The sequence below is a fragment of the Pseudomonas syringae group sp. J309-1 genome, from assembly GCF_032582135.1.
GTDB lineage: Bacteria > Pseudomonadota > Gammaproteobacteria > Pseudomonadales > Pseudomonadaceae > Aquipseudomonas > Aquipseudomonas quasicaspiana.
On sequence record NZ_JAWHNU010000045.1, the window covers coordinates 39097 to 59660 of the forward strand.

General features: G+C 57.5%; 19 protein-coding genes. 8 read left to right on the top strand and 11 right to left on the bottom strand.

Annotation, left to right across the window (positions count from 1 at the left end; translation table 11 throughout):
* Positions 1-103 precede the first annotated feature (103 nt).
* Positions 104-748, top strand: a complete 645-nt coding sequence (locus tag RX972_RS21070; protein WP_027897974.1) for a hypothetical protein — start codon at positions 104-106, stop codon at positions 746-748.
* 128 nt (positions 749-876) lie between these two features.
* Here the strand turns inward: RX972_RS21070 and RX972_RS21075 are convergent, their stop codons facing one another.
* The 4 genes from RX972_RS21075 to RX972_RS21090 all read right to left on the bottom strand — a co-directional run bounded on the left by RX972_RS21075 (position 877) and on the right by RX972_RS21090 (position 5338).
* The gene (locus RX972_RS21075; RefSeq protein WP_231674843.1) at positions 877-2415 is read right to left on the bottom strand and encodes a SulP family inorganic anion transporter; all 1539 of its coding nucleotides are present in this window, start codon (positions 2413-2415) and stop codon (positions 877-879) included.
* Between the two features lie 92 nt (positions 2416-2507).
* Positions 2508-3239 (bottom strand): carbonic anhydrase, encoded by a 732-nt coding sequence (locus RX972_RS21080; protein ID WP_027898489.1) that lies wholly within the window; start codon positions 3237-3239, stop codon positions 2508-2510.
* A 214-nt stretch (positions 3240-3453) separates the two neighbouring features.
* Positions 3454-4653: an amino acid aminotransferase gene (locus RX972_RS21085; RefSeq protein WP_316878211.1), complete on the bottom strand. Its 1200-nt coding sequence runs from the start codon at positions 4651-4653 to the stop codon at positions 3454-3456.
* Between the two features lie 220 nt (positions 4654-4873).
* The gene (locus RX972_RS21090) at positions 4874-5338 is read right to left on the bottom strand and encodes an Lrp/AsnC family transcriptional regulator (RefSeq protein WP_027898491.1); all 465 of its coding nucleotides are present in this window, start codon (positions 5336-5338) and stop codon (positions 4874-4876) included.
* Between the two features lie 215 nt (positions 5339-5553).
* Here RX972_RS21090 and RX972_RS21095 point away from each other — a divergent pair, with 215 nt between their 5' ends.
* Complete coding sequence (locus RX972_RS21095) at positions 5554-6927, top strand: amino acid permease (protein ID WP_122806525.1); 1374 nt, start codon at positions 5554-5556, stop codon at positions 6925-6927.
* A 165-nt stretch (positions 6928-7092) separates the two neighbouring features.
* Here RX972_RS21095 and RX972_RS21100 read toward each other — a convergent pair whose 3' ends face one another.
* From RX972_RS21100 to prlC, 3 genes are all read right to left on the bottom strand, one after another.
* Positions 7093-8151, bottom strand: coding sequence for a PA0069 family radical SAM protein (locus RX972_RS21100; protein WP_122396918.1), 1059 nt, complete (start codon positions 8149-8151; stop codon positions 7093-7095).
* Positions 8152-8328: 177 nt separating this feature from the next.
* Positions 8329-8616 carry a YheV family putative zinc ribbon protein gene (locus tag RX972_RS21105; protein ID WP_263269448.1) on the bottom strand — a complete coding sequence of 96 codons (288 nt, stop codon included), beginning with the start codon at positions 8614-8616 and terminating at the stop codon, positions 8329-8331.
* Positions 8613-10664 (bottom strand): oligopeptidase A, encoded by a 2052-nt coding sequence (gene prlC / locus RX972_RS21110; protein ID WP_316878215.1) that lies wholly within the window; start codon positions 10662-10664, stop codon positions 8613-8615. Before prlC ends, RX972_RS21105 begins: the two co-directional genes overlap by 4 nt.
* Before the next feature lie 90 nt (positions 10665-10754).
* On the opposite strand from prlC, the gene RX972_RS21115 reads away from it, so the two are divergent.
* The 3 genes from RX972_RS21115 (at position 10755) to RX972_RS21125 (ending at position 14222) form a co-directional block, all read left to right on the top strand.
* On the top strand, positions 10755-11303 hold the full coding sequence (locus tag RX972_RS21115; protein WP_027898496.1) for a gamma carbonic anhydrase family protein: 549 nt from the start codon (positions 10755-10757) through the stop codon (positions 11301-11303).
* 146 nt (positions 11304-11449) lie between these two features.
* Complete coding sequence (locus RX972_RS21120; RefSeq protein WP_316878217.1) at positions 11450-12100, top strand: HAD family hydrolase; 651 nt, start codon at positions 11450-11452, stop codon at positions 12098-12100.
* A 178-nt stretch (positions 12101-12278) separates the two neighbouring features.
* Positions 12279-14222, top strand: coding sequence for an acetyl-CoA hydrolase/transferase C-terminal domain-containing protein (locus RX972_RS21125; protein WP_316878219.1), 1944 nt, complete (start codon positions 12279-12281; stop codon positions 14220-14222).
* 300 nt (positions 14223-14522) lie between these two features.
* Here RX972_RS21125 and RX972_RS21130 read toward each other — a convergent pair whose 3' ends face one another.
* Together RX972_RS21130 and RX972_RS21135 are read right to left on the bottom strand one after the other, a co-directional pair.
* Positions 14523-15407 (bottom strand): MBL fold metallo-hydrolase, encoded by an 885-nt coding sequence (locus RX972_RS21130; RefSeq protein ID WP_027898499.1) that lies wholly within the window; start codon positions 15405-15407, stop codon positions 14523-14525.
* 143 nt (positions 15408-15550) lie between these two features.
* The gene (locus RX972_RS21135; RefSeq protein WP_231674847.1) at positions 15551-17140 is read right to left on the bottom strand and encodes an ABC transporter substrate-binding protein; all 1590 of its coding nucleotides are present in this window, start codon (positions 17138-17140) and stop codon (positions 15551-15553) included.
* Between the two features lie 363 nt (positions 17141-17503).
* Here RX972_RS21135 and rpmB point away from each other — a divergent pair, with 363 nt between their 5' ends.
* Positions 17504-17737 (top strand): 50S ribosomal protein L28, encoded by a 234-nt coding sequence (gene rpmB / locus RX972_RS21140; protein ID WP_007920377.1) that lies wholly within the window; start codon positions 17504-17506, stop codon positions 17735-17737.
* Between the two features lie 11 nt (positions 17738-17748).
* Positions 17749-17904 carry a 50S ribosomal protein L33 gene (gene rpmG / locus RX972_RS21145; RefSeq protein WP_007894709.1) on the top strand — a complete coding sequence of 52 codons (156 nt, stop codon included), beginning with the start codon at positions 17749-17751 and terminating at the stop codon, positions 17902-17904.
* A gap of 94 nt (positions 17905-17998) precedes the next feature.
* On the opposite strand, the gene RX972_RS21150 is transcribed toward rpmG, so the two are convergent.
* Entirely contained in the window at positions 17999-18202 is a 204-nt protein-coding gene (locus tag RX972_RS21150) for a hypothetical protein (RefSeq protein ID WP_122395708.1), read from the bottom strand.
* Positions 18203-18286: 84 nt separating this feature from the next.
* Positions 18287-18649 (bottom strand): cupin domain-containing protein, encoded by a 363-nt coding sequence (locus RX972_RS21155; RefSeq protein WP_122395707.1) that lies wholly within the window; start codon positions 18647-18649, stop codon positions 18287-18289.
* 261 nt (positions 18650-18910) lie between these two features.
* Between RX972_RS21155 and RX972_RS21160 the strand changes: the two genes are divergently transcribed.
* On the top strand, positions 18911-20404 hold the full coding sequence (locus RX972_RS21160; protein ID WP_122708539.1) for an aldehyde dehydrogenase: 1494 nt from the start codon (positions 18911-18913) through the stop codon (positions 20402-20404).
* The last annotated feature ends 160 nt before the right edge of the window (positions 20405-20564 follow it).

The following is a 20564-nucleotide window of genomic DNA, read 5'->3' on the forward strand; positions in this document are numbered from 1 at the left end:
ATGTGAACCTGTTATGACAAAAACGTCTTAGCCTTTCGTTCAGGCAGGCTAACGTATGGTCTCCCCCTATCCGTACCCTGGTTTTCCATCCTCAGGAGCATTCATGAACACCGCCGCTTTGCGCGAGCAGATACAACGTGCGCATCAACACGAGGCCGAGACCGGCCAGTTATTGCGTCAACTTGAAACTCAGTTACCGCACCTGCACCCTGCCATTCATCTGCCGGAAGTCGATGCGCGCGGCGTGCTGACGCGTTTTGTCACCGCCTATATCGATCTGGTGCCGGACTTGCTGGACGCGGCTCATGAGGTTGCCGTTGAAGCGGGCATCGAAGGGCAGATCAAACCGGTGCTGAAAATCGCCGAGCACTTCTTCACAGCACCACCCGCCATCATGGACGGCCACGAGGGCCTCGACAGCCTGCTGGATGAAGCCTATTTGGCGCATCGTCTGGTTGAGGAAGTGAATGATCTATACATCAAGCATTTCGCCCGCCCGCTGATCCCGTCCAATACCGTGGTCGCCAGCGTTATCGCCCACCAATTGATTGGTGAGTCGTTCGCCAACCAGTTGGACGAAGCGGTGCATCACGCTGTCGATCAGTTGCTTGATGAGGAAAGCTTTGAGCTGGAATCCGTGGAAGCCTACCGCGACCGCCTGAGCAGCCCGGACACCGAAGCCGCATGGAAACGCTGGCCGTGCCTGTCGCGCCAGCTGGGGCTTGGGCTGGCCCTGGATAGAGGTTAAGAGTTACCCGCAATACCGGGTGCCCCCCTGTGGGAGCGAGGCTTGCCCGCGATAAGAGCACCGCAGATTCTCGGTGAATCGCGTCTGGCCTTATCGCAGACAAGCCTCGCTCCAACAATCAACCCACATTAGCTTTGCGAAGCAGCTGACCCGATCCCGGTAGTTGTCGTCAACCGACCTTCCAGCCTGCGCTTCAATCTCCGTGGCTCGATGATCAAACGCGAGCCCTGAGCAGCGTTGGCGCGGCCCCATTCTTCCAGCAGTTCAAGGCAGGAATGGTCGATGTAGCTCAGGTTGCTCATCGGCACATAAACCTTGCTGCCCGCCGGAATAGTCTCCATCACCTTGGTCAGCGCCGGGACTTTCAGGAAGGTAGCGGAGCCGACCATGCGCAACTCGAACTCGCCTTCAACGTCGGTGGGCACCAGGTTGATTTTCAAACGCGCAGCTTGCAGCGCCAGTTTGACCAGGGTCAGACCGAAACCGACCAGCACACCTGTCAGCAGATCGGTGAAGATGATCGCCGCAGCGGTAGCCGCGTAGGTGAACATCGGCATCCGGCCATAACGGCCCAAGCCACGAAACGCCTTGAGGTCCACCAGTTTGCAACCGGTGTACACCAACACACCCGCCAGACTCGCCACCGGAATGCTTTGCAGCACGCTGGACAGCAGCAACACGAACGCCAGCAACCACAGGCCGTGGAACATCGCCGACATACGTGTCTTGGCACCTGCCTGAACGTTGGCGGAGCTGCGCACGATCACGCCCGTCATCGGCAATGCGCCTACCAGACCGCACAGCACGTTGCCGACGCCCTGAGCACTCAGCTCTTTATCGAAGTCCGAGCGCTGCCCGTCATGCATCCGGTCTACTGCGGCTGCCGAGAGCAAGGTTTCGGCACTGGCGATAAAAGCGACCGCAAAGGCAGCAATCAGAATCGCTGGATCAGCAAGGTTCATCAGGTCGGCAGGACGCAACCAGTCGATGGCTTCAGCCAGGTTATCCGGCACTTCCACACGCTTTACCTGCATCACTAAAGCGATACTGGCAAAGGTTGCCAGGCCGACACCCAGCAGGGCGCCCGGAACGAAGCGCAGCGACTGAGGACGAAACTTGTCCCACACCCACATCACCAGAATCGTACCCAGACCGAGAGCTCCGGCCTGCATGCCGCTGCCCGGGCCGATCGCCTGAATCAGGGTAGAAGGGAAGGCAACGAGGTTATCCAGGCCGGACGGTTTGGGCCCGCCATCAAACATGACGTGCGCCTGAGAGAGCACGATCAGCACACCGATACCGGCGAGCATGCCGTAGACCACCGCCGGGGCTGTGACGCGGAACCAGCAACCGAGCTTGAAGCGCCCGGCAAGGATTTGCAGCACACCCGCCAGCAGCAGGATCGGACCGAGCATGGCCATGCCGTGCTCGCGGACCACCTCGAAGACCAAGACCGCAAGGCCTGCAGCCGGGCCGCTGACTTGCAGCGGTGAGCCTGCCAACCAACCCACCACCAGGCCGCCGATGATGCCGGTGATCAGTCCTTTGGCCGGTGGCATACCGGAAGCGATAGCGATCCCCATACACAGGGGCAATGCAACCAGAAAAACGACTACGGAAGCGAGAAGCTCTCTGGGCAAAACGGATTTCAATTGAGCGAGGCCCATGATGACTCTCCGGGATTCTTCAGACGTGACGACGCCTCACGGCGCGCTGGTAGCGCACCGTCAGGTGTCTGAACGAGGTGAAAGTCGCGTTTTTAGTAGCGAGACTTCGGCGTGGCAACCGGTGTCGGATGGTCGCCATCCAACTCCAGAAAACGACCTTTTTCGGCATCGTAGGCTTTGATGCCACAGGTTTCGATGTCGTACACCCAGCCATGGATGAACAACTCGCCGCTGGCCAGCTTCGACGCTACTGATGGGTGAGTACGCAAGTGTTGAAGTTGCGCGATGACGTTCTCTTCGGTGAGGACATGCATCGTTTCTTTTTCGCCGGTGCAACTGCAGTTGTCTTCAACCACAGTACGGGCGACCTCGGCGTGTCGCAGCCAGGCTTTGACCGTCGGCATTTTTTCCAGCGTGTGCGGGTTGAGTACAGCGCGCATGGCACCGCAGTCGGAGTGGCCGCAGACGATGATGTGGTGCACGCCCAACGCCATGACGGCGTATTCGATAGCGGTGGAAACACCGCCGTTCATAGGACCGTATGGCGGGACTACGTTACCGACGTTACGCGTCACGAACAGGTCGCCAGGCGAGCTGTTGGTGATGAGCTCCGGCACAATCCGGGAGTCGGCACAGGTAATGAACATGGCACGCGGCTGCTGGGCCGTTGCGAGTTTCTTGAACAGTTCTTCCTGCTCAGGAAAAACTTCAGAGCGAAAACGTTTGAAGCCTTCAACAATGTGAGCCAGCGCTACGTCGGAAGTTTCGGCCTCAGGCTTAACGTCTACCGACGTAGCTGAAACCTGCTTATCCATGTCACTCATGTCTAATCCTCTTTGACGGATTGATGTGGATTTATTGCTGCAACCCTGACAACAGGCATCGCGTCCAAATCCATTTGCCCGCGCCCAACGGGGTCATGCAGATTTACAGGCTAACCGTCAAAACTTAACTGAAACTGAATGTAGCGCTCTGGATCAAGGGTTACAGCCCAACGGCACTAGTGGCATTTGAATGGCCTGCAACCCTGATTTTCCGTTATCCCTCGCAAACGCTACTGAAAGCTTCGACAACCTTCGGCAGATTCTGCTCGTTCAGCCCGGCCATGCAAACCCGGCCACTGCTGATCAGATAAACGGCGTGCTCGTTTCTCAGTCGGTCAACCTGTGCACTGCTGAAACCTGTGTAACTGAACATGCCACTTTGCGTGAGGATATAGCTGAAGTCACGTTGTGGCATTTTTTCCTTGAGAGCGGCCACCAGTTTTACGCGCATGTCGATGATACGCAGACGCATGGCTTCCACTTCTGCGAGCCACTGGTTACGCAAAATTGGATCGTTAAGCACGGCGGACACTACCAGCGCGCCGTGTTTCGGCGGACTGGAGTAGTTACGGCGGACGGTGGCCTTGAGCTGGCCAAGCACTTTGTCGGCCATGGCAGCATCAGGGCAGACGATAGACAAACCACCGACCCGCTCGCCGTACAGGGAGAAGATTTTCGAAAACGAGTTGCTGACCAGTACCGTCAGACCCGCATCAGTCATGGCTCGAATGGCGTAGGCATCTTCACTCATGCCAGCACCGAACCCCTGATAAGCAGTGTCCAGGAAAGGAATCAGCTTGCGCGCGCCGATCAGTTCAATGAGCTGATCCCACTGGGCAATCGTCAGGTCCGCGCCTGTCGGGTTGTGGCAGCACGGGTGCAGCAGCACAATGCTGTGCGCTGGCAACTTCTGCAGCGAGGCGAACATGGCGTCGAAATTCACGCCACCGGTCCCGGCATCGAAATACGGATACGTGTTGACCTTGAAGCCTGCGCCGCCGAACAACGCGTGATGGTTCTCCCACGTCGGATCGCTGACCCAGACCTGAGAGTCCGGATAAGCCGACTTCAGGAAGTCCGCGCCGACCTTCAATGCGCCCGAGCCGCCTACGGTCTGGATAGTTGCAATGCGTCCGGCCAGCAGAGCAGGGTGCTGCTCGCCGAACAACAAGGCCTGCACGCCCTGACGGTAAGGAGCAAGGCCTTCCATTGGCAGATACACGCAAGGAGGCTGCTTGCCCTCAAGTAGTGTGCTCTCGGCTTCTACTGCAGAAGCCAGACGCGGGATTTGCCCAAGGTCGTCGTAGTACAGACCGATACTGAGGTTGACCTTTTCGGTGTTGGGATCTTTTTGATAAGTATCCATCAACGACAGGATCGGATCACCGGCATAGGACTCAACGTGGGCAAACATGGCAGACAACTCCTGATGAAAAAGGTGGGCGCGACATAACGGGGTAAGCAAGCCTATGGGAAAACTCCATAGCTCACACAACAAGCGCGCATCCTACACAAAGCATGATGAACACGCATATAAAGCTTTCAGAATGCACAGATCGCGCAATCATTAAACAAAAAACGCACCAAGCGTGTACATAAAGCCAAAGAAACGAGTCAATACTGTGCGAAGCGCCTTAAGCGGTGGCTATATTGTTTTCCTTCAAACGCTCGAGCACTACTGAAGTCTTGAGATGCGAAACGCAGTTTGTCGCAGAAATCCTGCCCATCAGTTGATTGAGGCTGGCGAGATCGGCCACTGCGGTTTTCAGGTTGTAATCGGCATCGCCGGTGGTTTTGTACGCATCGATGATTGCAGCCTCGGTGCCGATGAACGCCTGAAAGCCTTCTGAATGCTCCGGTCGATGGCTGATCAACTTGACCTCGACCATCGCCACCACCTCCAGATTCATGGCCTGTGGGGCCAGCCGCGCATGGTAGCCAAGGATCAACTGCGCCTGCTCCAGAGCGATCCGACGCCGCGAACACTGGGACGCGGACAACCCGATCAGGTCACTGAGCTCCTGATTGGTCAGGCGCCCGTTGGCCTGTAACAGGGTCAGGATCTTCAAATCAAAATCGTCGATCTCGTTGACTTTCATGGTCGAGTAATCCGTCGGAATTCAAAGGCTTCGGACGCAAAGCCTAACAGTTTATGCTTGACGCTTGGCCAATGGCGGGTAGCCTGCGTCATCCTTTTGCAGCACCTGAAAAATCCAAAAGCTGTTGTGTGGCACCTGTTTTGCAAAATGCCACGTACAGCTCGCAATTGGCGGCTTGTATCCACTCGGTATCTTCACCTGGGTCAGAACCTTTTATGAACGAACAAAAATCTGCCGCTCACCTGCATCGCGGGCTCAAGAATCGGCATATCCAGCTGATCGCCCTGGGCGGCGCAATCGGCACCGGACTGTTCCTGGGCATTGCGCACACCATCAATATGGCCGGTCCGTCGGTCATCCTCGGTTACGCCATTGCGGGCATGATCGCGTTTTTCATCATGCGCCAGCTGGGTGAAATGGTGGTGGAAGAGCCTGTCGCGGGTACTTTCAGTCACTTCGCCAACCGTTACTGGGGTCGCTTCGCAGGTTTCATGTCGGGCTGGAATTACTGGGTACTTTACGTACTGGTGGGCATGGCCGAACTGACTGCGGTGGGCCAGTACGTGCAGTATTGGTGGCCTGAGACGCCAACCTGGGTGTCGGCGGCAATCTTCTTCGTGGCCATTAATCTGATCAACCTGACCAGCGTAAAGATCTTCGGCGAGATGGAGTTCTGGTTCTCCATGATCAAGATCGTCGCGATCATCAGCATGATCGTGTTCGGTGCCTGGCTGCTGGCCAGCGGCACCGGCGGGCCTGACGCAAGCGTCGCCAACCTCTGGCAGTACGGTGGCTTCTTCCCGAATGGCATCAGCGGGCTGGTGATGGCCATGGCCTTCATCATGTTCTCGTTCGGTGGTCTGGAGCTGGTCGGCATCACTGCTGCCGAGGCAGAAAACCCTAAGACCAGCATTCCAAAGGCAACCAATCAGGTGATCTACCGCATCCTGATTTTCTACGTCGGCGCGCTGGCCATCCTGCTCTCTCTGTACCCTTGGCAGAAAGTCGTGACTGGCGGCAGCCCGTTCGTGCTGATTTTCCACGCGCTGGACAGCAATCTGGTCGCCACCCTCCTGAATGTCGTGGTGCTGACCGCAGCGCTGTCGGTCTACAACAGCTGCGTTTACAGCAACAGCCGCATGCTCTTCGGTCTGGCCATGCAAGGCAATGCGCCCAAGGCCTTGCTCAAGGTGAACCGTCGCGGCGTGCCATTGCTGGCGCTGGGCGTATCGGCCACCGCCACCGGCCTGTGCGTGCTGATCAACTACCTGATGCCAGGTAAAGCCTTCGAACTGCTGATGGCACTGGTGGTGTCCGCACTGGTGTTGAACTGGGTGATCATCAGCATTACCCACTTGAAATTCCGCAAGGCCAAGCGCGAAGCGGGTGAAACCACTGAATACCAAAGCTGGGGCTACCCGCTGACCAACTACGTGTGCCTGGTATTCCTGCTGGGCATTCTGGTGATCATGTACTTCACGCCCGGTATTTCGCTGTCGGTGTTCCTGCTTCCAGCGTGGTTGATTGTTCTGGGGGTGGCTTACCGGATCAAGATGCGTAAGGCGAAGGCATTGACGGCGAGGGTCTGAGCTGAAATCGCATAAGTCTTGAGTTGCAATGCAGCCATTGTGGGAGCTGAGCTTGCTCGCGATAAACGATAACGCGGTGCGTCTTCTGGCCGTGTCTCATGTATCGCGAGCAAGCTCAGCTCCCACAGGGGATGGCATTCCAATCCGCTATTGCGCCAACTCTCGCTACAACAACGACATCTGCCCACCCGGTGGGCAGAATGCCTCGCAATCCAGGTTGAAGCTTTCCCGCTGGTTAAGCCCCAGCCGCTTGATCGCCATGCGATAGCGCTGCGCCAACAGGTCAGCAAACGGGCCTTCGCCACGCATTCGCACGCCAAAACGGCTGTCGTAAACCTCACCGCCACGCACTTGTCTGACCAGACTCATCACATGCTCGGCCCGTTGCGGGTAGTGCGCCTGTAGCCATTCTTCAAATAGCGGCGCAACTTCCAGCGGCAGGCGCAGCATCACGTAGCTGGCACTCAAGGCCCCAGCAGCCTTGGCTTCGCTGAGCATGGCTTCCAGTTCCATGTCGTTGATCATCGGGATGATCGGCGCGCACAACACGCCCACCGGCACCCCCGCATCGCGTAGCACCCGAATCGCTCGCAGCCTCGCTTTGGGCGCAGCGGCGCGCGGCTCCAGAATGCGTTTGAGTTCGTCGTCCAGCGTAGTCAGGCTGATGAACACCGAGATCAGATTCTGTTTCGCAAGTTCGGCCAGCAGGTCCAGATCCCGGAGGATCAACGACCCTTTGGTAATGATCGTCACCGGATGGCGATAACGCAGCAGCACTTCGAGCACCGCCCGGGTGATTTTGTACTCGCGCTCGATGGGCTGATACGGATCGGTGTTAGCCCCCAGAGTAATCGGCGCGCAGCGATAACCCGGTTTCGACAACTGCTGTTCGAGCACAGCAGCGGCGTTGGTTTTAGCGATCAGCTTCGTTTCGAAATCCAGGCCCGGCGACATGTCCCAATAGGCATGACTGGGCCGTGCATAGCAGTAAATACAACCGTGCTCACAACCGCGATACGGGTTGATCGAGCGATCAAAGGGAATGTCAGGCGAGGTGTTGCGCGTGATGATGCTTTTGGCCGTTTCGCTGGTGACCTGTGTGCCTTGGGTCAACGGCACTTCCTGATACCAGCCGTCGTCCTCAGCCAATGAACGGCTGGGCGCGAAGCGATTATGCGGGTTGCTGGCCGTGCCCCGGCCGCGAGGCGGGAAAATCAGGGACATGGGGGCTCCCCCTATAACTGTATGTGCATACAGTACAAGATATACCCCTTAGATCCCTAGCTTGCCCGATAGAAGGCGCAACACCGGTAGGAGCGAACTTGTTCGCGAGACGATATTTCTGCATGCACAGGAACATCGCCTCGCGAACAAGTTCGCTCCTACCGGTAGTGAGTCACTTCAATCCAAATCAACCGGCTTTTTCAGCTTTGGATTCGGGAAAAACTGCACCCCCTGTACATTCGGATCGATAGCCTTGACCGCGATCTTGTTGACGCGCGTGCCCAGCTCCTTGGGTACCGAATTACCCTGCTCGTTGAGGGTGTCGCTGTAACCGCAGCCCACGCACTCACGATGAGGAACGTCGTTTTCGCTCCACATCATGAGTTTGTCGGGCTCGCTGCACGCCGGGCAGACAGCCCCGGCGATGAAGCGCTTCTTGGTAATGATTACCGGTGTATCGGTCATGCTGCCGCATCCTCACTCAGGCCACTGTGGCGCAAGAGTGCGTCAATCGACGGCTCACGTCCGCGGAAGTCGACGAACAGCACCATCGGCGCCTGGGAACCGCCGCGAGCCAGGATCGCTTCACGGAAGGCGCGACCGGTCTCGGCATTGAGGACACCGTCTTCTTCGAACTTCGAGAACGCGTCAGCGGACAGCACTTCAGCCCACTTGTAGCTGTAGTAACCCGCGGCGTAACCGCCTGCGAAGATGTGCGCGAAGCTGTTCGGGAAGCGGTTGTAAGCAGGCGGACGCATCACCGACACTTCGTCGCGAACGCCATCCAGCACTTGCGCCACGCTGCGGCCGTCGCCGTGAGTGGCATGCAGCTCGAAGTCGAACAGCGAGAACTCCAACTGACGAACCATCATCAGCCCGGACTGGAAATTCTTGGCAGCGAGCATTTTTTCCAGCAGGTCCTGTGGCAACGCTTCGCCAGTCTGGTAATGACCGGAAATCAGCGCCAGACCTTCCGGCTCCCAGCACCAGTTCTCCATGAACTGGCTTGGCAGCTCGACGGCATCCCACGCCACGCCGTTGATGCCGGACACACCCGCGTGCTCGACGCGTGTCAGCAGGTGATGCAGACCGTGGCCGAACTCGTGGAACAGGGTGGTGACTTCATCGTGGGTCAGCAATGCAGGCTGACCCGGCGAGGCTGGAGTGAAGTTGCAGACCAGATTCGCCACCGGGCTCTGCAATTGACCTTCGGCAGTACGGCGACGGTCGCGAGCGCCGTCCATCCACGCACCACCGCGCTTGTTGGCGCGGGCATACAGGTCGAAGAAGAAACGCCCGACGTGCTGACCGTTTTCCTTGATCTCGAACAGGCGTACGTCTGGATGCCAGGTATCGAAGCCTTTCTGCTCGGCGATTTCGATGCCGTACAGACGCTGGACAATGGCAAACAGGCCGCCCAGCACTTTGTCGATCGGGAAGTAGGCACGCAACGCTTCCTGAGAAACGCTGTAGCGCTGCTCACGCAGTTTCTCGCCATAAAAGCCGCTGTCCCAGCTTTGCAGGTCCGGGCAGCCTTGCTCGGCGGCGTAGGCCTTGAGCTGTTCCAGATCCTGAGCGGCAAAAGGCTTGCTGCGCTTGGCCAGATCACGCAGGAAGGTCAGCACCTGATCGCTGGATTCAGCCATCTTGGTGGCCAGACTCAGCTCGGAGAAGCTCGAAAAGCCCAACAGCTGAGCCAGTTCCTGACGCAAGTCGAGGATCTGCTCCATCACCGGGCCGTTGTCGTTCTTGCCCGCATTCGGGCCCTGATCAGACGCACGGGTGCAGTACGCCGCGTAGACTTCTTCGCGCAGGGCGCGGTCTTCGGCGTAGGTCATCACCGCGTAATAGCTCGGGAATTCCAGAGTGATCAGGAAGCCTTCCAGATCCTTGGCCTTGGCGGCGGCCGCCATTTGTTGCCTGGCCGACTCGGTCAACCCTTTCAGAGCTGCTTCATCAGTGACCAGTTTGGTCCAGGCCTGAGTGGCGTCGAGCAACTGGTTGGAAAACTGGCTGCCCAGCTCCGACAATTTGCTCTGCACTTCGGCGTAGCGCTTCTGTTGTTCTGGCGGCAAGTCGATGCCCGACAGACGGAAGTCACGCAGCGATTGCTCGAGAATGGTTTTCTGCGCCACATCAAAGCCAGCCGCTTCAGGGCTGTTGGCCAAGGCTTCAAACGCCTGGAACAGCTGGCGGTTCTGACCCATTTCAGTGGAGTAGGCACTCAACGCCGGCAGGCACGACTCGTAGGCTTCGCGCAGTTCGGCACTGTTGCACACGGCGTTCAGGTGGCTGACCGGGCTCCAGGCTGCGCCGAGGCGGTCATTGAGTTCGTCCATGGCCAATACAAGCCCGGCCCATGTAGGCTGCGAGCCTTGCTTGACGAGGATCTCGGCAATCGCTGCGCGGTTGTCGGCAAGAATCTGTTCAATGGCAGGTTTGACATGCTCGGCACGAATCGCCGAAAAAGGTGGCAGGTCGTAGGATTGCAGAAGAGGGTTGTTCGCGCTCACGGTTTTGCACCTTGGCTGGAAGAAACACCCACGCATCTTAATTACAATCGGCGCGGTCCGCAGCTATCAGCGCCAAAGAAGGAGCCTATCGTGGCGATTCGCACGTTCCAGAACCACACGCCAACGCTTGGCGACCGGGCTTTTGTCGATCATTCGGCCGTTGTCCTCGGCGATGTCGAAATCGGTGCTGACAGCTCGGTCTGGCCGCTGACCGTGATTCGCGGTGACATGCACCGCATCCGTATCGGCGCGCGCACCAGCGTGCAGGACGGCAGCGTGCTGCACATTACCCACGCCGGGCCGTTCAACCCGGACGGCTTTCCGCTGCTGATTGGCGATGAAGTCACCATCGGCCACAAAGTCATGCTGCACGGCTGTGTCATCGGCAATCGCATTCTGATCGGCATGGGCAGCACGATCATGGACGGCGCGGTGGTTGAAGACGAAGTGATCATTGGCGCAGGCAGTCTGGTGCCGCCGGGCAAAGTACTGGAAAGTGGTTTTCTTTACGTCGGCCGCCCGGTGAAACAGGTCCGGGCGTTGACCGAGAAGGAGATCGCCTTCTTTCCGTACAGCGCGGCTAATTACGTGAAGCTTAAGGATCTGCATCTGGCGGAAGGTTTCGATAAGCCCTGTTGAATCCTGTAAACACGTCCCTGTAGGAGCTGCCGCAGGCTGCGAATAGCGGTGTGTCAGATGCATCGATTTCGCAGCCTTCGGCAGCTCCTACAGAAAACGGATTGCGTTTTTACCCAAGGCGATCCCGAAAACCCATGGGAGTTTGCATGCATTACCAAAACATCCTGTTCGACCTGGATGGCACCCTGACCGATCCGCGCCAAGGTATAACCAAGTCAATCCAGTTCGCCCTGAAGCAACTGGGGATCGACGAGCCGGACCTGGCACAACTGGAGCACTTCATCGGCCCTCCGCTGTTGCAGCAGTTCATGCATCAATACGGCTTTGACGAAGCCAGGGCCTGGGAAGCGGTGGGCTTCTATCGCCAACGCTTCAAGGTCACCGGGCTGTACGAAAACCTGGTGTTCGATGGCATCTTTGAACTGTTGGATGAGCTGGTCGATCAAGGTCGCAATTTGTATATCGCAACGTCCAAGCCGTGGGTATTCGCCCATGAGATCGCCCGGCATTTCGACTTTGCCCGGCATTTCAAAGTGATTTACGGCAGCGAACTGGACGGCACCCGCACCGATAAAGTTGAACTGATCGCGCATTTGATTGCGACAGAAAAGCTCGATCCGCAGCAGACGCTGATGATCGGCGACCGCAAACACGACCTGATCGGCGGCCTGCGCAATGGGCTGGATGTGGCTGCGGTGGGCTATGGTTTTGGTAGTCATGAGGAATTGCAGGCTGAGTCGCCGACGTATCACTTTGCAACGCTGGCGGAGCTGCATAAGGCGTTTCTAAAGAAATGACCTGTGGGAGCGTGGCTTGCCCGCGATAAGGCTGCACTCGATTCCAGATAAAAACCGTAGCGCCCCTATCGCGGGCAAGCACCGCTCCCACATAGGGCCACATTCCAGCGCGCCAATGCAGCAAAACCCGCACACCCCCGGTCCAAGCTCCATCTAATAACAAGCCTTGGAGGACCCGATGCCGCAGTCCAGCTCCATTGATCAAGCGGTCGCTCATGTCATCGCCCGGTTGCCGACGCACATCCACATGGGCATTCCATTGGGTCTGGGCAAACCGAACAGGTTCGTCAACGCGCTGTATGAGCGGATCAAGCAAATGCCCGAGCGGCAATTGACGATCTATACGGCGTTAAGCCTGGGTCGCCCGCCCACCGGGGACGGCCTGCAAGGACGATTCCTGCAGCCGTTTCTGGACCGGATATTTGATGATTATCCCGAGCTGGAATTTCTCGCCGACCTGCACCGCGACAGCCTGCCTGCCAACATCCGCGTGCAGCAGTTTTTCATGCAGCCGGGCAGCCTGCTGAACAGTGCGCCCGCCCAGCATGATTACATCAGCAGCAATTACAGCCATGCCGCGCGTGACATCAACGCCGGTGGCTTGAATCTGGTCGCTCAACTGGTTGCCCGCGATGAACAACGGCCCGGCAAGTTAAGCCTGAGCTGCAACCCCGATGTCACCCTCGACTTGTTGCCCATGATTGCCAAGCGGCGCGCAGCCGGAGAAACCATTTTGATGCTGGGCCAGGTTCATGCGGATCTGCCCTATATGCCGGGCGATTCGGAGCTGGATGCCGAGGACTTCGACTTTCTGATCGATGAAGAAGAGCGCAGCACATTGTTTTCCACGCCGAATATGCCGGTGGGCTTTCAGGATCATTTCATCGGCCTGCATGCCAGCACACTGGTACGCGATGGCGGCACCTTGCAGATCGGCATTGGCTCAATGGGCGATGCGCTGACTGCTGCGTTGCTGGCTCGCCAGGCCGATAACGACACTTATCGAGCGCTGCTGGCCGAACTGAACCTCAGCGACTGGCAAACCCTGATCGACCGTGAGGGCGGCGTCGAGCCCTTCGTTTCAGGGCTTTACGGCTGCAGCGAGATGTTCGTCAACGGTTTGCTGGTGCTGGTCGACGCCGGGATCATTCGCCGCAAGGTGTATCCCGATGCAATGCGTCAGCGCGAAGCCAATAACGGCACTCTCGACGAGTCGGCTTACACGGACGGCATCATGGTCCATGGCGGATTCTTCCTCGGACCGCAGAGTTTTTATCAGCGCTTGCGAGAGTTTTCCCTGGAGCGTCTCGGCGACTTCAACATGACTGCCATCAGCTATATCAACGAGCTGTATGGCGATGAACAGCTCAAGCGTCTGCAGCGACGCGATGCGCGGTTCATCAACAGTGCGTTCACCGTCACCCTCATGGGTGCCGCGGTGTCCGATCAACTGCAAGATGGCAGGGTAGTGAGTGGTGTCGGCGGCCAATACAACTTTGTGGCCCAGGCGCATGCACTGGAGGACGCCCGTTCAATTCTGATTCTGCGCAGCTGGCGTGAGTCTGGCGGCGAGACCAGTTCCAATATCGTCTGGGAATACGCCCACACCACCATTCCACGTCACCTGCGGGATATCGTGGTCACCGAATACGGCATTGCCGACCTGCGCGGCAAGAATGATTCAGCGGTCATTGAAGCCATGCTCAATATCAGCGACTCACGCTTTCAGCCGGGCTTGATCGAACAGGCGCAAAGAGCGGGCAAGCTGCCCAAGGATTTCAAACTGGACCCGCGCTTCGCCCACAACACGGCCGAGCGCCTTCAAGCCATCGCTGATCAATATTCGCAACTGTTTCCCGAATACCCATTGGGTTGCGACTTCAACACCGAAGAGCGCGATCTGCTGCGGGCGCTGCACTGGCTGGAGAGCAAATTCAAGCTCACAGAGATCATCGAGCTGGGCAAAGCGACACTGGATGCGCCAGAGCCCGAGGCGTTCCCGGTGCATCTGGAGCGCATGCAGCTTGACCGGCCACAGGGGTTGAAAGAGGAGCTGTATCAGCGGCTGTTGTTGGCGGGGTTGCAGAATACGGCTCGGACTGATGCAGCGCCCGGCGTCTGACACGCCACTTTACCTCGGAGACTCAATGTTCGCCTGCAAGCGCTGATCCTCACCTTGTAGGTTGCACAGATCCTGTGGGAGCGGTGCTTGCCCGCGATAAGAGCAACCCGGTCCATCTGTCGAATCGCGGTGTCTGCATCGCGGGCAAGCCCGGCTCCCACATGAGATTGCGCTCTTCTGTTCAGGCGGGCTTGGTCTGGGCGGCATTGTGACGAGTCAGTCGCTGCGGTGCATCAGGCTTACCGGGTATCGTTCTTCGCGGGCAAGCCTCGCTCCAACAGGTGTCTACAAAGGTCGGGCTCACAGCGTATTCAACGGGATCTTCAAGTAACGCACGCCATTGTCTTCAGGCTCGGGAAGGTGGCCTGCGCGCATATTGATTTGCACGGATGGCAGGATCAGCACGGGCATTTCCAGCGTGGCATCACGGGCTTCGCGCATCTGCACGAATTCGTTTTCATCGATGCCTTGGCGGATGTGGATATTGTCGGCGCGCTGTTCGGCCACCGTCGTCATGTACTGCAACTCGCGACCATCCGGCTGATAGTCGTGACACATGAACAAGCGCGTCGAATCGGGCAGGGCGAGGATTTTCTGGATTGATTGATACAGCGTTCGTGCATCCGCACCGGGGAAGTCACAGCGCGCCGTGCCGTAATCCGGCATGAACAGCGTATCCCCGACAAAAGCCACACTTTCGCCGCCAACGTCGAACACGTAGGTCATGCAGGCCGGAGTATGTCCTGGCGTGTGCATGGCCCGCGCTTCAAGGGTCCCGACGTTAAAGGTCGCACCATCACCCAGCAGCACATCGAACTGGCTGCCGTCCCGGGCGAAGCCACTCGGCGCATTGAACAGCTCGCCGAACACGTTTTGCACCGCGGTGATGTGGCTGCCAATCGCGATTTTCGCGTTGAGCTTGTCTTTGAGATAAGCCGCTGCCGAAACATGATCGGCGTGGACATGGGTTTCAAGGATCCATTGCACAGAGGCGTTCAGTTCACGAACGCGGGCAATCAGCTGATCGGCGGATTCAGTGCGGGTGCGTCCCGATTTGGGATCGAAGTCGAGCACGCTGTCGATCAGCGCGCAGTGCCGGGTCTGGACGTCCATCACCAGATAACTGAGCGTTGATGTGTGGGTGTCGAACAGGCCTTCGATGTGAAGACGGTCGGCGATGATCATGGGTTCTCCGACAGTATGTGGGTTTGCTGTAGGAGCGCGCTTGCCCGCGATAAGGGCCGAAGGACCTTCAAAGCCAATCGACAAATATCTGCGACAGACGAATCGTCATCGCGGGCAAGCGCGCTCCTACGTTAAGTATCAATTTACTTCACCTGCACCTTGAAGAAGTCCTGACGACCAAACGGGCTGACCTGGTAACCGCTGACATCTTTGCGGGTAAGGACGGCTGCGGTTGGGTGTGCCAGTGGCAACCAGAGTGCCTGTTGCTGAATCTGCTGCTGAGCCTGGTGATACAGCTTGCTGCGCGCAGCCTGATCGCTGGTGGCTTTGCCGTCGCTGATCAGCTTATCCAGCGTCGCATCACAATAGCGGGCGAAGTTAGTACCGGACTTCACGGCCGCGCAGGAGAACTGCGGGGTCAGGAAGTTATCCGGATCACCGTTGTCACCCGCCCATCCCATGAACAACAGGTCATGCTCGCCAGCCTTGGCGCGGCGGATCAGTTCGCCCCATTCGATGACTTTGATTTCAGCGTTGATGCCGACTTTAGCCAGGTCCGCCTGCAGCAACTGCGCGCCCAGGTTCGGATTGGGGTTGAGCAGGCTGCCACTCGGGCGGGTCCAGATAGTCGTTTTAAAACCGTCCTTCACGCCCGCCTTTGCCAGCAGCGCTTTAGCTTTGGCGACGTCCGGCTTATAGCCGGGCAGGTCTTTCGCGTAGCTCCAGGTGTTCGGCGGATACGGGCCATTGGCGGCTTCAGCGGTGCCTTCGAATACCGCTTTCAGGTAGCTGTCCTTGTCGAATGCCAGATTGACCGCTTGCCTCACTTCAGCCTTGTCGAACGGCGGGTGCTGGCTGTTGATCGCCAGAAACGCGGTCATGAACGCTTCGGTTTTTTCGATTTTCAGATTCGGATCTTTGGCGGCTTCCTGAATATCCAGCGGCTTGGGCGAAAGAGTGATCTGGCATTCGTTGCGACGAATACGCTGCAAACGCACATTGGCGTCCGGGGTGATTGCGTAGATCAATTTGTCGACGCCCGGCTTGCCCGCGAAATAATCCGCGTTGGCTTCGTAACGCACCACGGCATCTTTCTGGAAGCGTTCAAACACGAACGGCCCTGTACCAATCGGCTGGCTGTTGAGTTTTTCCGGAGTGCCCGCTTTGAGCAGTTGCGCGGTGTACTCGGCCGAGTAGATCGAGGCAAAGCCCATGCTCAGCGTCGCGAGGAACGTGGAGTCCGGATGATCAAGGGTAAAGCGCACAGTCAGCGGGTCAGGCGCGTCGATCTTCTTGATCAGCGCAGGCAACTGCATCGATTGAGCGTGGGGGAAGCCGCTCTGAGCAACCTTGTGCCATGGGTTTTGCGGGTCAAGCATGCGCTGGAAGCTGAACACCACGTCATCCGCGTTCAACTCGCGGCTGGGCGTGAAATAGTCGGTATGGTGAAACTTCACCCCCGGGCGCAATTTGAAGTCGTAGGTCAGGCCGTCAGGCGAAACGGTCCAGCTTTGCGCCAGGCTGGGCACCAGCTTGCCGCTCTGGGCGTCGAAATCCACCAGCCGGTTCATCAGCACGTCGGCGGAGGCATTGGTGGTGGTCAACGAGTTGTACTGCACCACGTCAAAGCCTTCCGGGCTAGCCTCAGTGCAGACGCTCAACGACGTCGCGGCGCTGGCCATTGCCGGGAACAAAAGAGGAGCTAACAAAAACGGTATCGCAGCAAGACGCATGGCTATATTCCTGTCAGAAAGGGCCCCATCTGCTGGCGCAGTCTGGTAAGGGAGTTACCCTAGACCATGCTTGGACACAGAACAATGGTTACAACCCGACCGGCGGTAGATTTGCCAGCACCCCCGCAACGGCCTGACCATTGGGCTGAACGCGTCGCCTGATGTTGGGCTAAAGTGCTTTGCCTGTTGTGACACCAAACCCTTTCTGGTATAAAGCAGCGCTCTTTTCTAGGGGCCCGGTTCCTTCACTGTAGGTGTAGCCGGTAAGACCCTTAAAGAAACGCGGCGCCTGGCGCCAAATGACTGAGAGATTAAGCGGCCAACCCATGCCGGGTTGGGCATGAGGTTTTAGAGGGCTGAGGCATGTCGAGAGTATGTCAAGTTACCGGTAAGGGTCCGGTGACTGGGAATAACATTTCCCACGCAAACAACAAAACCCGTCGTCGTTTCCTGCCAAACCTGCAGCATCACCGCTTTTGGGTTGAAGAAGAGAAACGTTTTGTTCGTCTGCGCGTATCTGCTAAAGGCATGCGTATCATCGACAAGCGTGGCATCACTGTTGTGCTCGCTGAACTCCGTCGCGACGGCAAAATTTAAGGGAGAAGATCATGCGTGAATTGATCCGATTGATTTCTAGTGCTGGCACCGGTCATTTCTACACGACCGACAAGAACAAGCGCACCACTCCGGACAAAATCGAAATCAAAAAATTCGATCCGGTTGTTCGCAAGCACGTGATCTACAAAGAAGGCAAAATCAAGTAATTGATTTTTTTCTTGTGAAAAAGGCCCGTATCTCACGATACGGGCCTTTTTTATTTGCATTTGAATCTGGCACCGAAGGTGCCCGACTCCTGGCTCAGCCAAAGCTGAAGCCCTGAACAAGGTTGGCGCCATCGACATCAACCGTTACGCGGTCGATGTCGAACTCTTTGGTCACGAAGTCCTTTGAACTGACAACGTGTTCACGGCCCGTCAACTCACTGATGTGAGTCTTGATGGTTGGCTCGTAACGGCTGCCGATCAGATACTGAAGCTGCTGAATGATCTCTTCATTGGTCATGAATTTATTCCTTTATAAAAGTTGAATGTCCTCCTTGGACGTCATCAGCATCCTCCACGCAAACTGATCATGTGCACTACATAGTTATACTTTCTGCTCAAACACCACATAGACCTTGCGGCAGTGCTCCAGCACCTCCCACGTGCCTTTAAAGCCTGCTGGAATCACAAAGCGATCTCCCGCACGCAGGGTTTTCGACCCGCCCGCGTCATCACGCAAAACCGAAACACCCTGCACGATTTCACAGTATTCATGCTCGGTGTAGTTCACGGACCATTGGCCAACCTCACCCTCCCAGACGCCCGCGTTCATCTGTCCGCAAGGGCTGTTGTAGTGGTTGTAGATTGTCTGCTCCGGATCGCCCTTGAAGATTTTTTCCGGCGCCGGACGGTAACGTTCAGCTTCGGTGCTGGCTTCGCTGAAATCCACGATGCTGTCGATAGTCATTTCTTACCCTCGCGGTAGGTGCGTTGCTGGTTTGACGAAGCGCTGGGCCAATAGTGCCAAACGCTCGCGTCGCGATGTTGCATAAATCGAACAGGACGGCGTCATTCAGGCCATTTATGTCAAAGATATTGGAAATCGCCAGATCACTGGTTTAGGGTGGTGAGTGCCGTTGTCTGGTGGCGGTGGAGTGCAGATTGTTTGTTTTTTGCACAAATCTACCCGCCAGGCACACCCTAATCGATACAAGCGGAGGACATACGCATGACCACCCTGACCCATGCTGACTGGGAAAAACGCGCCAAGGACCTGAAGATCGAAGGCCGCGCGTTCATCAATGGCGAATACTCCGACGCCGCTTCCGGTGAGACATTCGAATGCGTCAGCCCGGTCGATGGCCGCCTGCTGGCCAAAGTTGCCAGCTGTGACGCCGCCGACGCCCAGCGCGCCGTTGAAAGCGCCCGCAAGACATTCAATTCAGGCGTCTGGTCGCGACTGGCACCGGCCAAGCGCAAGGCAGCCATGTTGCGCTTTGCCGCACTGATCAACAAAAACGTTGAAGAGCTGGCCCTGCTGGAAACCCTGGACATGGGCAAGCCGATCAGCGATTCGTACAGCATCGACATCCCTGGCGCCGCAAACGCGCTGAGCTGGAGTGGCGAGGCCATCGACAAGCTGTATGACGAAGTAGCTGCCACGCCTCATGACCAGCTTGGTCTGGTGACCCGCGAGCCTGTAGGCGTTGTGGCCGCCATCGTGCCGTGGAACTTCCCGTTGCTGATGGCGAGCTGGAAACTGGGCCCGGCGCTTTCCAGCGGTAACTCGGTCATCCTCAAGCCTTCGGAAAAGTCTCCGCTGACGGCCATTCGTATTGCCCAACTGGCGATCGAGGCAGGCATTCCGGCTGGCGTGCTCAATGTGCTGCCAGGTTATGGTCATACCGTGGGCAAGGCGCTGGCCCTGCACATGGATGTCGACACTGCGGTGTTCACCGGCTCGACGAAAATCGCCAAGCAGTTGCTGGTTTACTCCGGCGAATCGAACATGAAGCGCATCTGGCTGGAAGCGGGCGGCAAAAGCCCGAACATCGTCTTTGCCGACGCGCCTGACTTGCAGGCCGCCGCTGAATCCGCCGCCAGCGCTATCGCGTTTAACCAGGGCGAAGTCTGCACCGCAGGTTCGCGCCTGCTGGTGGAGCGTTCGATCAAGGACAAATTCCTGCCCATGGTCATCGAAGCGCTCAAGAGCTGGAAGCCGGGCAACCCACTGGATCCGGCCACAACCGTGGGTGCGCTGGTGGATACCCAACAGATGAACACCGTGCTGTCTTACATCGAAGCAGGACATACCGACGGCGCAAAACTCGTGGTGGGCGGCAAGCGCATCTTGCAGGAAACCGGTGGTACTTATGTCGAGCCGACGATTTTCGACGGTGTGACCAATGCCATGAAGATCGCTCAGGAAGAAATCTTCGGCCCGGTTCTGTCGGTATTGACGTTTGATACAGCCGAGGAGGCGATTCAGATCGCCAACGACACGCCGTACGGCCTCGCTGCTGCCGTCTGGACCGCAAACCTGTCCAAGGCCCATCTGACCGCCAAAGCGTTGCGTGCGGGTAGCGTGTGGGTCAATCAGTACGATGGCGGTGACATGACCGCGCCATTTGGTGGCTTCAAGCAATCCGGCAACGGCCGCGACAAGTCGCTGCATGCGTTCGACAAGTACACCGAACTGAAATCGACGTGGATTAAGTTGTAACCGCCGTCGATTGGTCCGCAGGACCGGCTTTAACCGGTAGGGCAGCATTTCAGGCGAAGGAGATTCAGCGAATGTTCCGGCTGAAGCCGGTCCTATGTATGGACTCGCCCCTACATTCAACCTGCTTTTGAACACTGCTACCCGGTTGCATCTATGTATA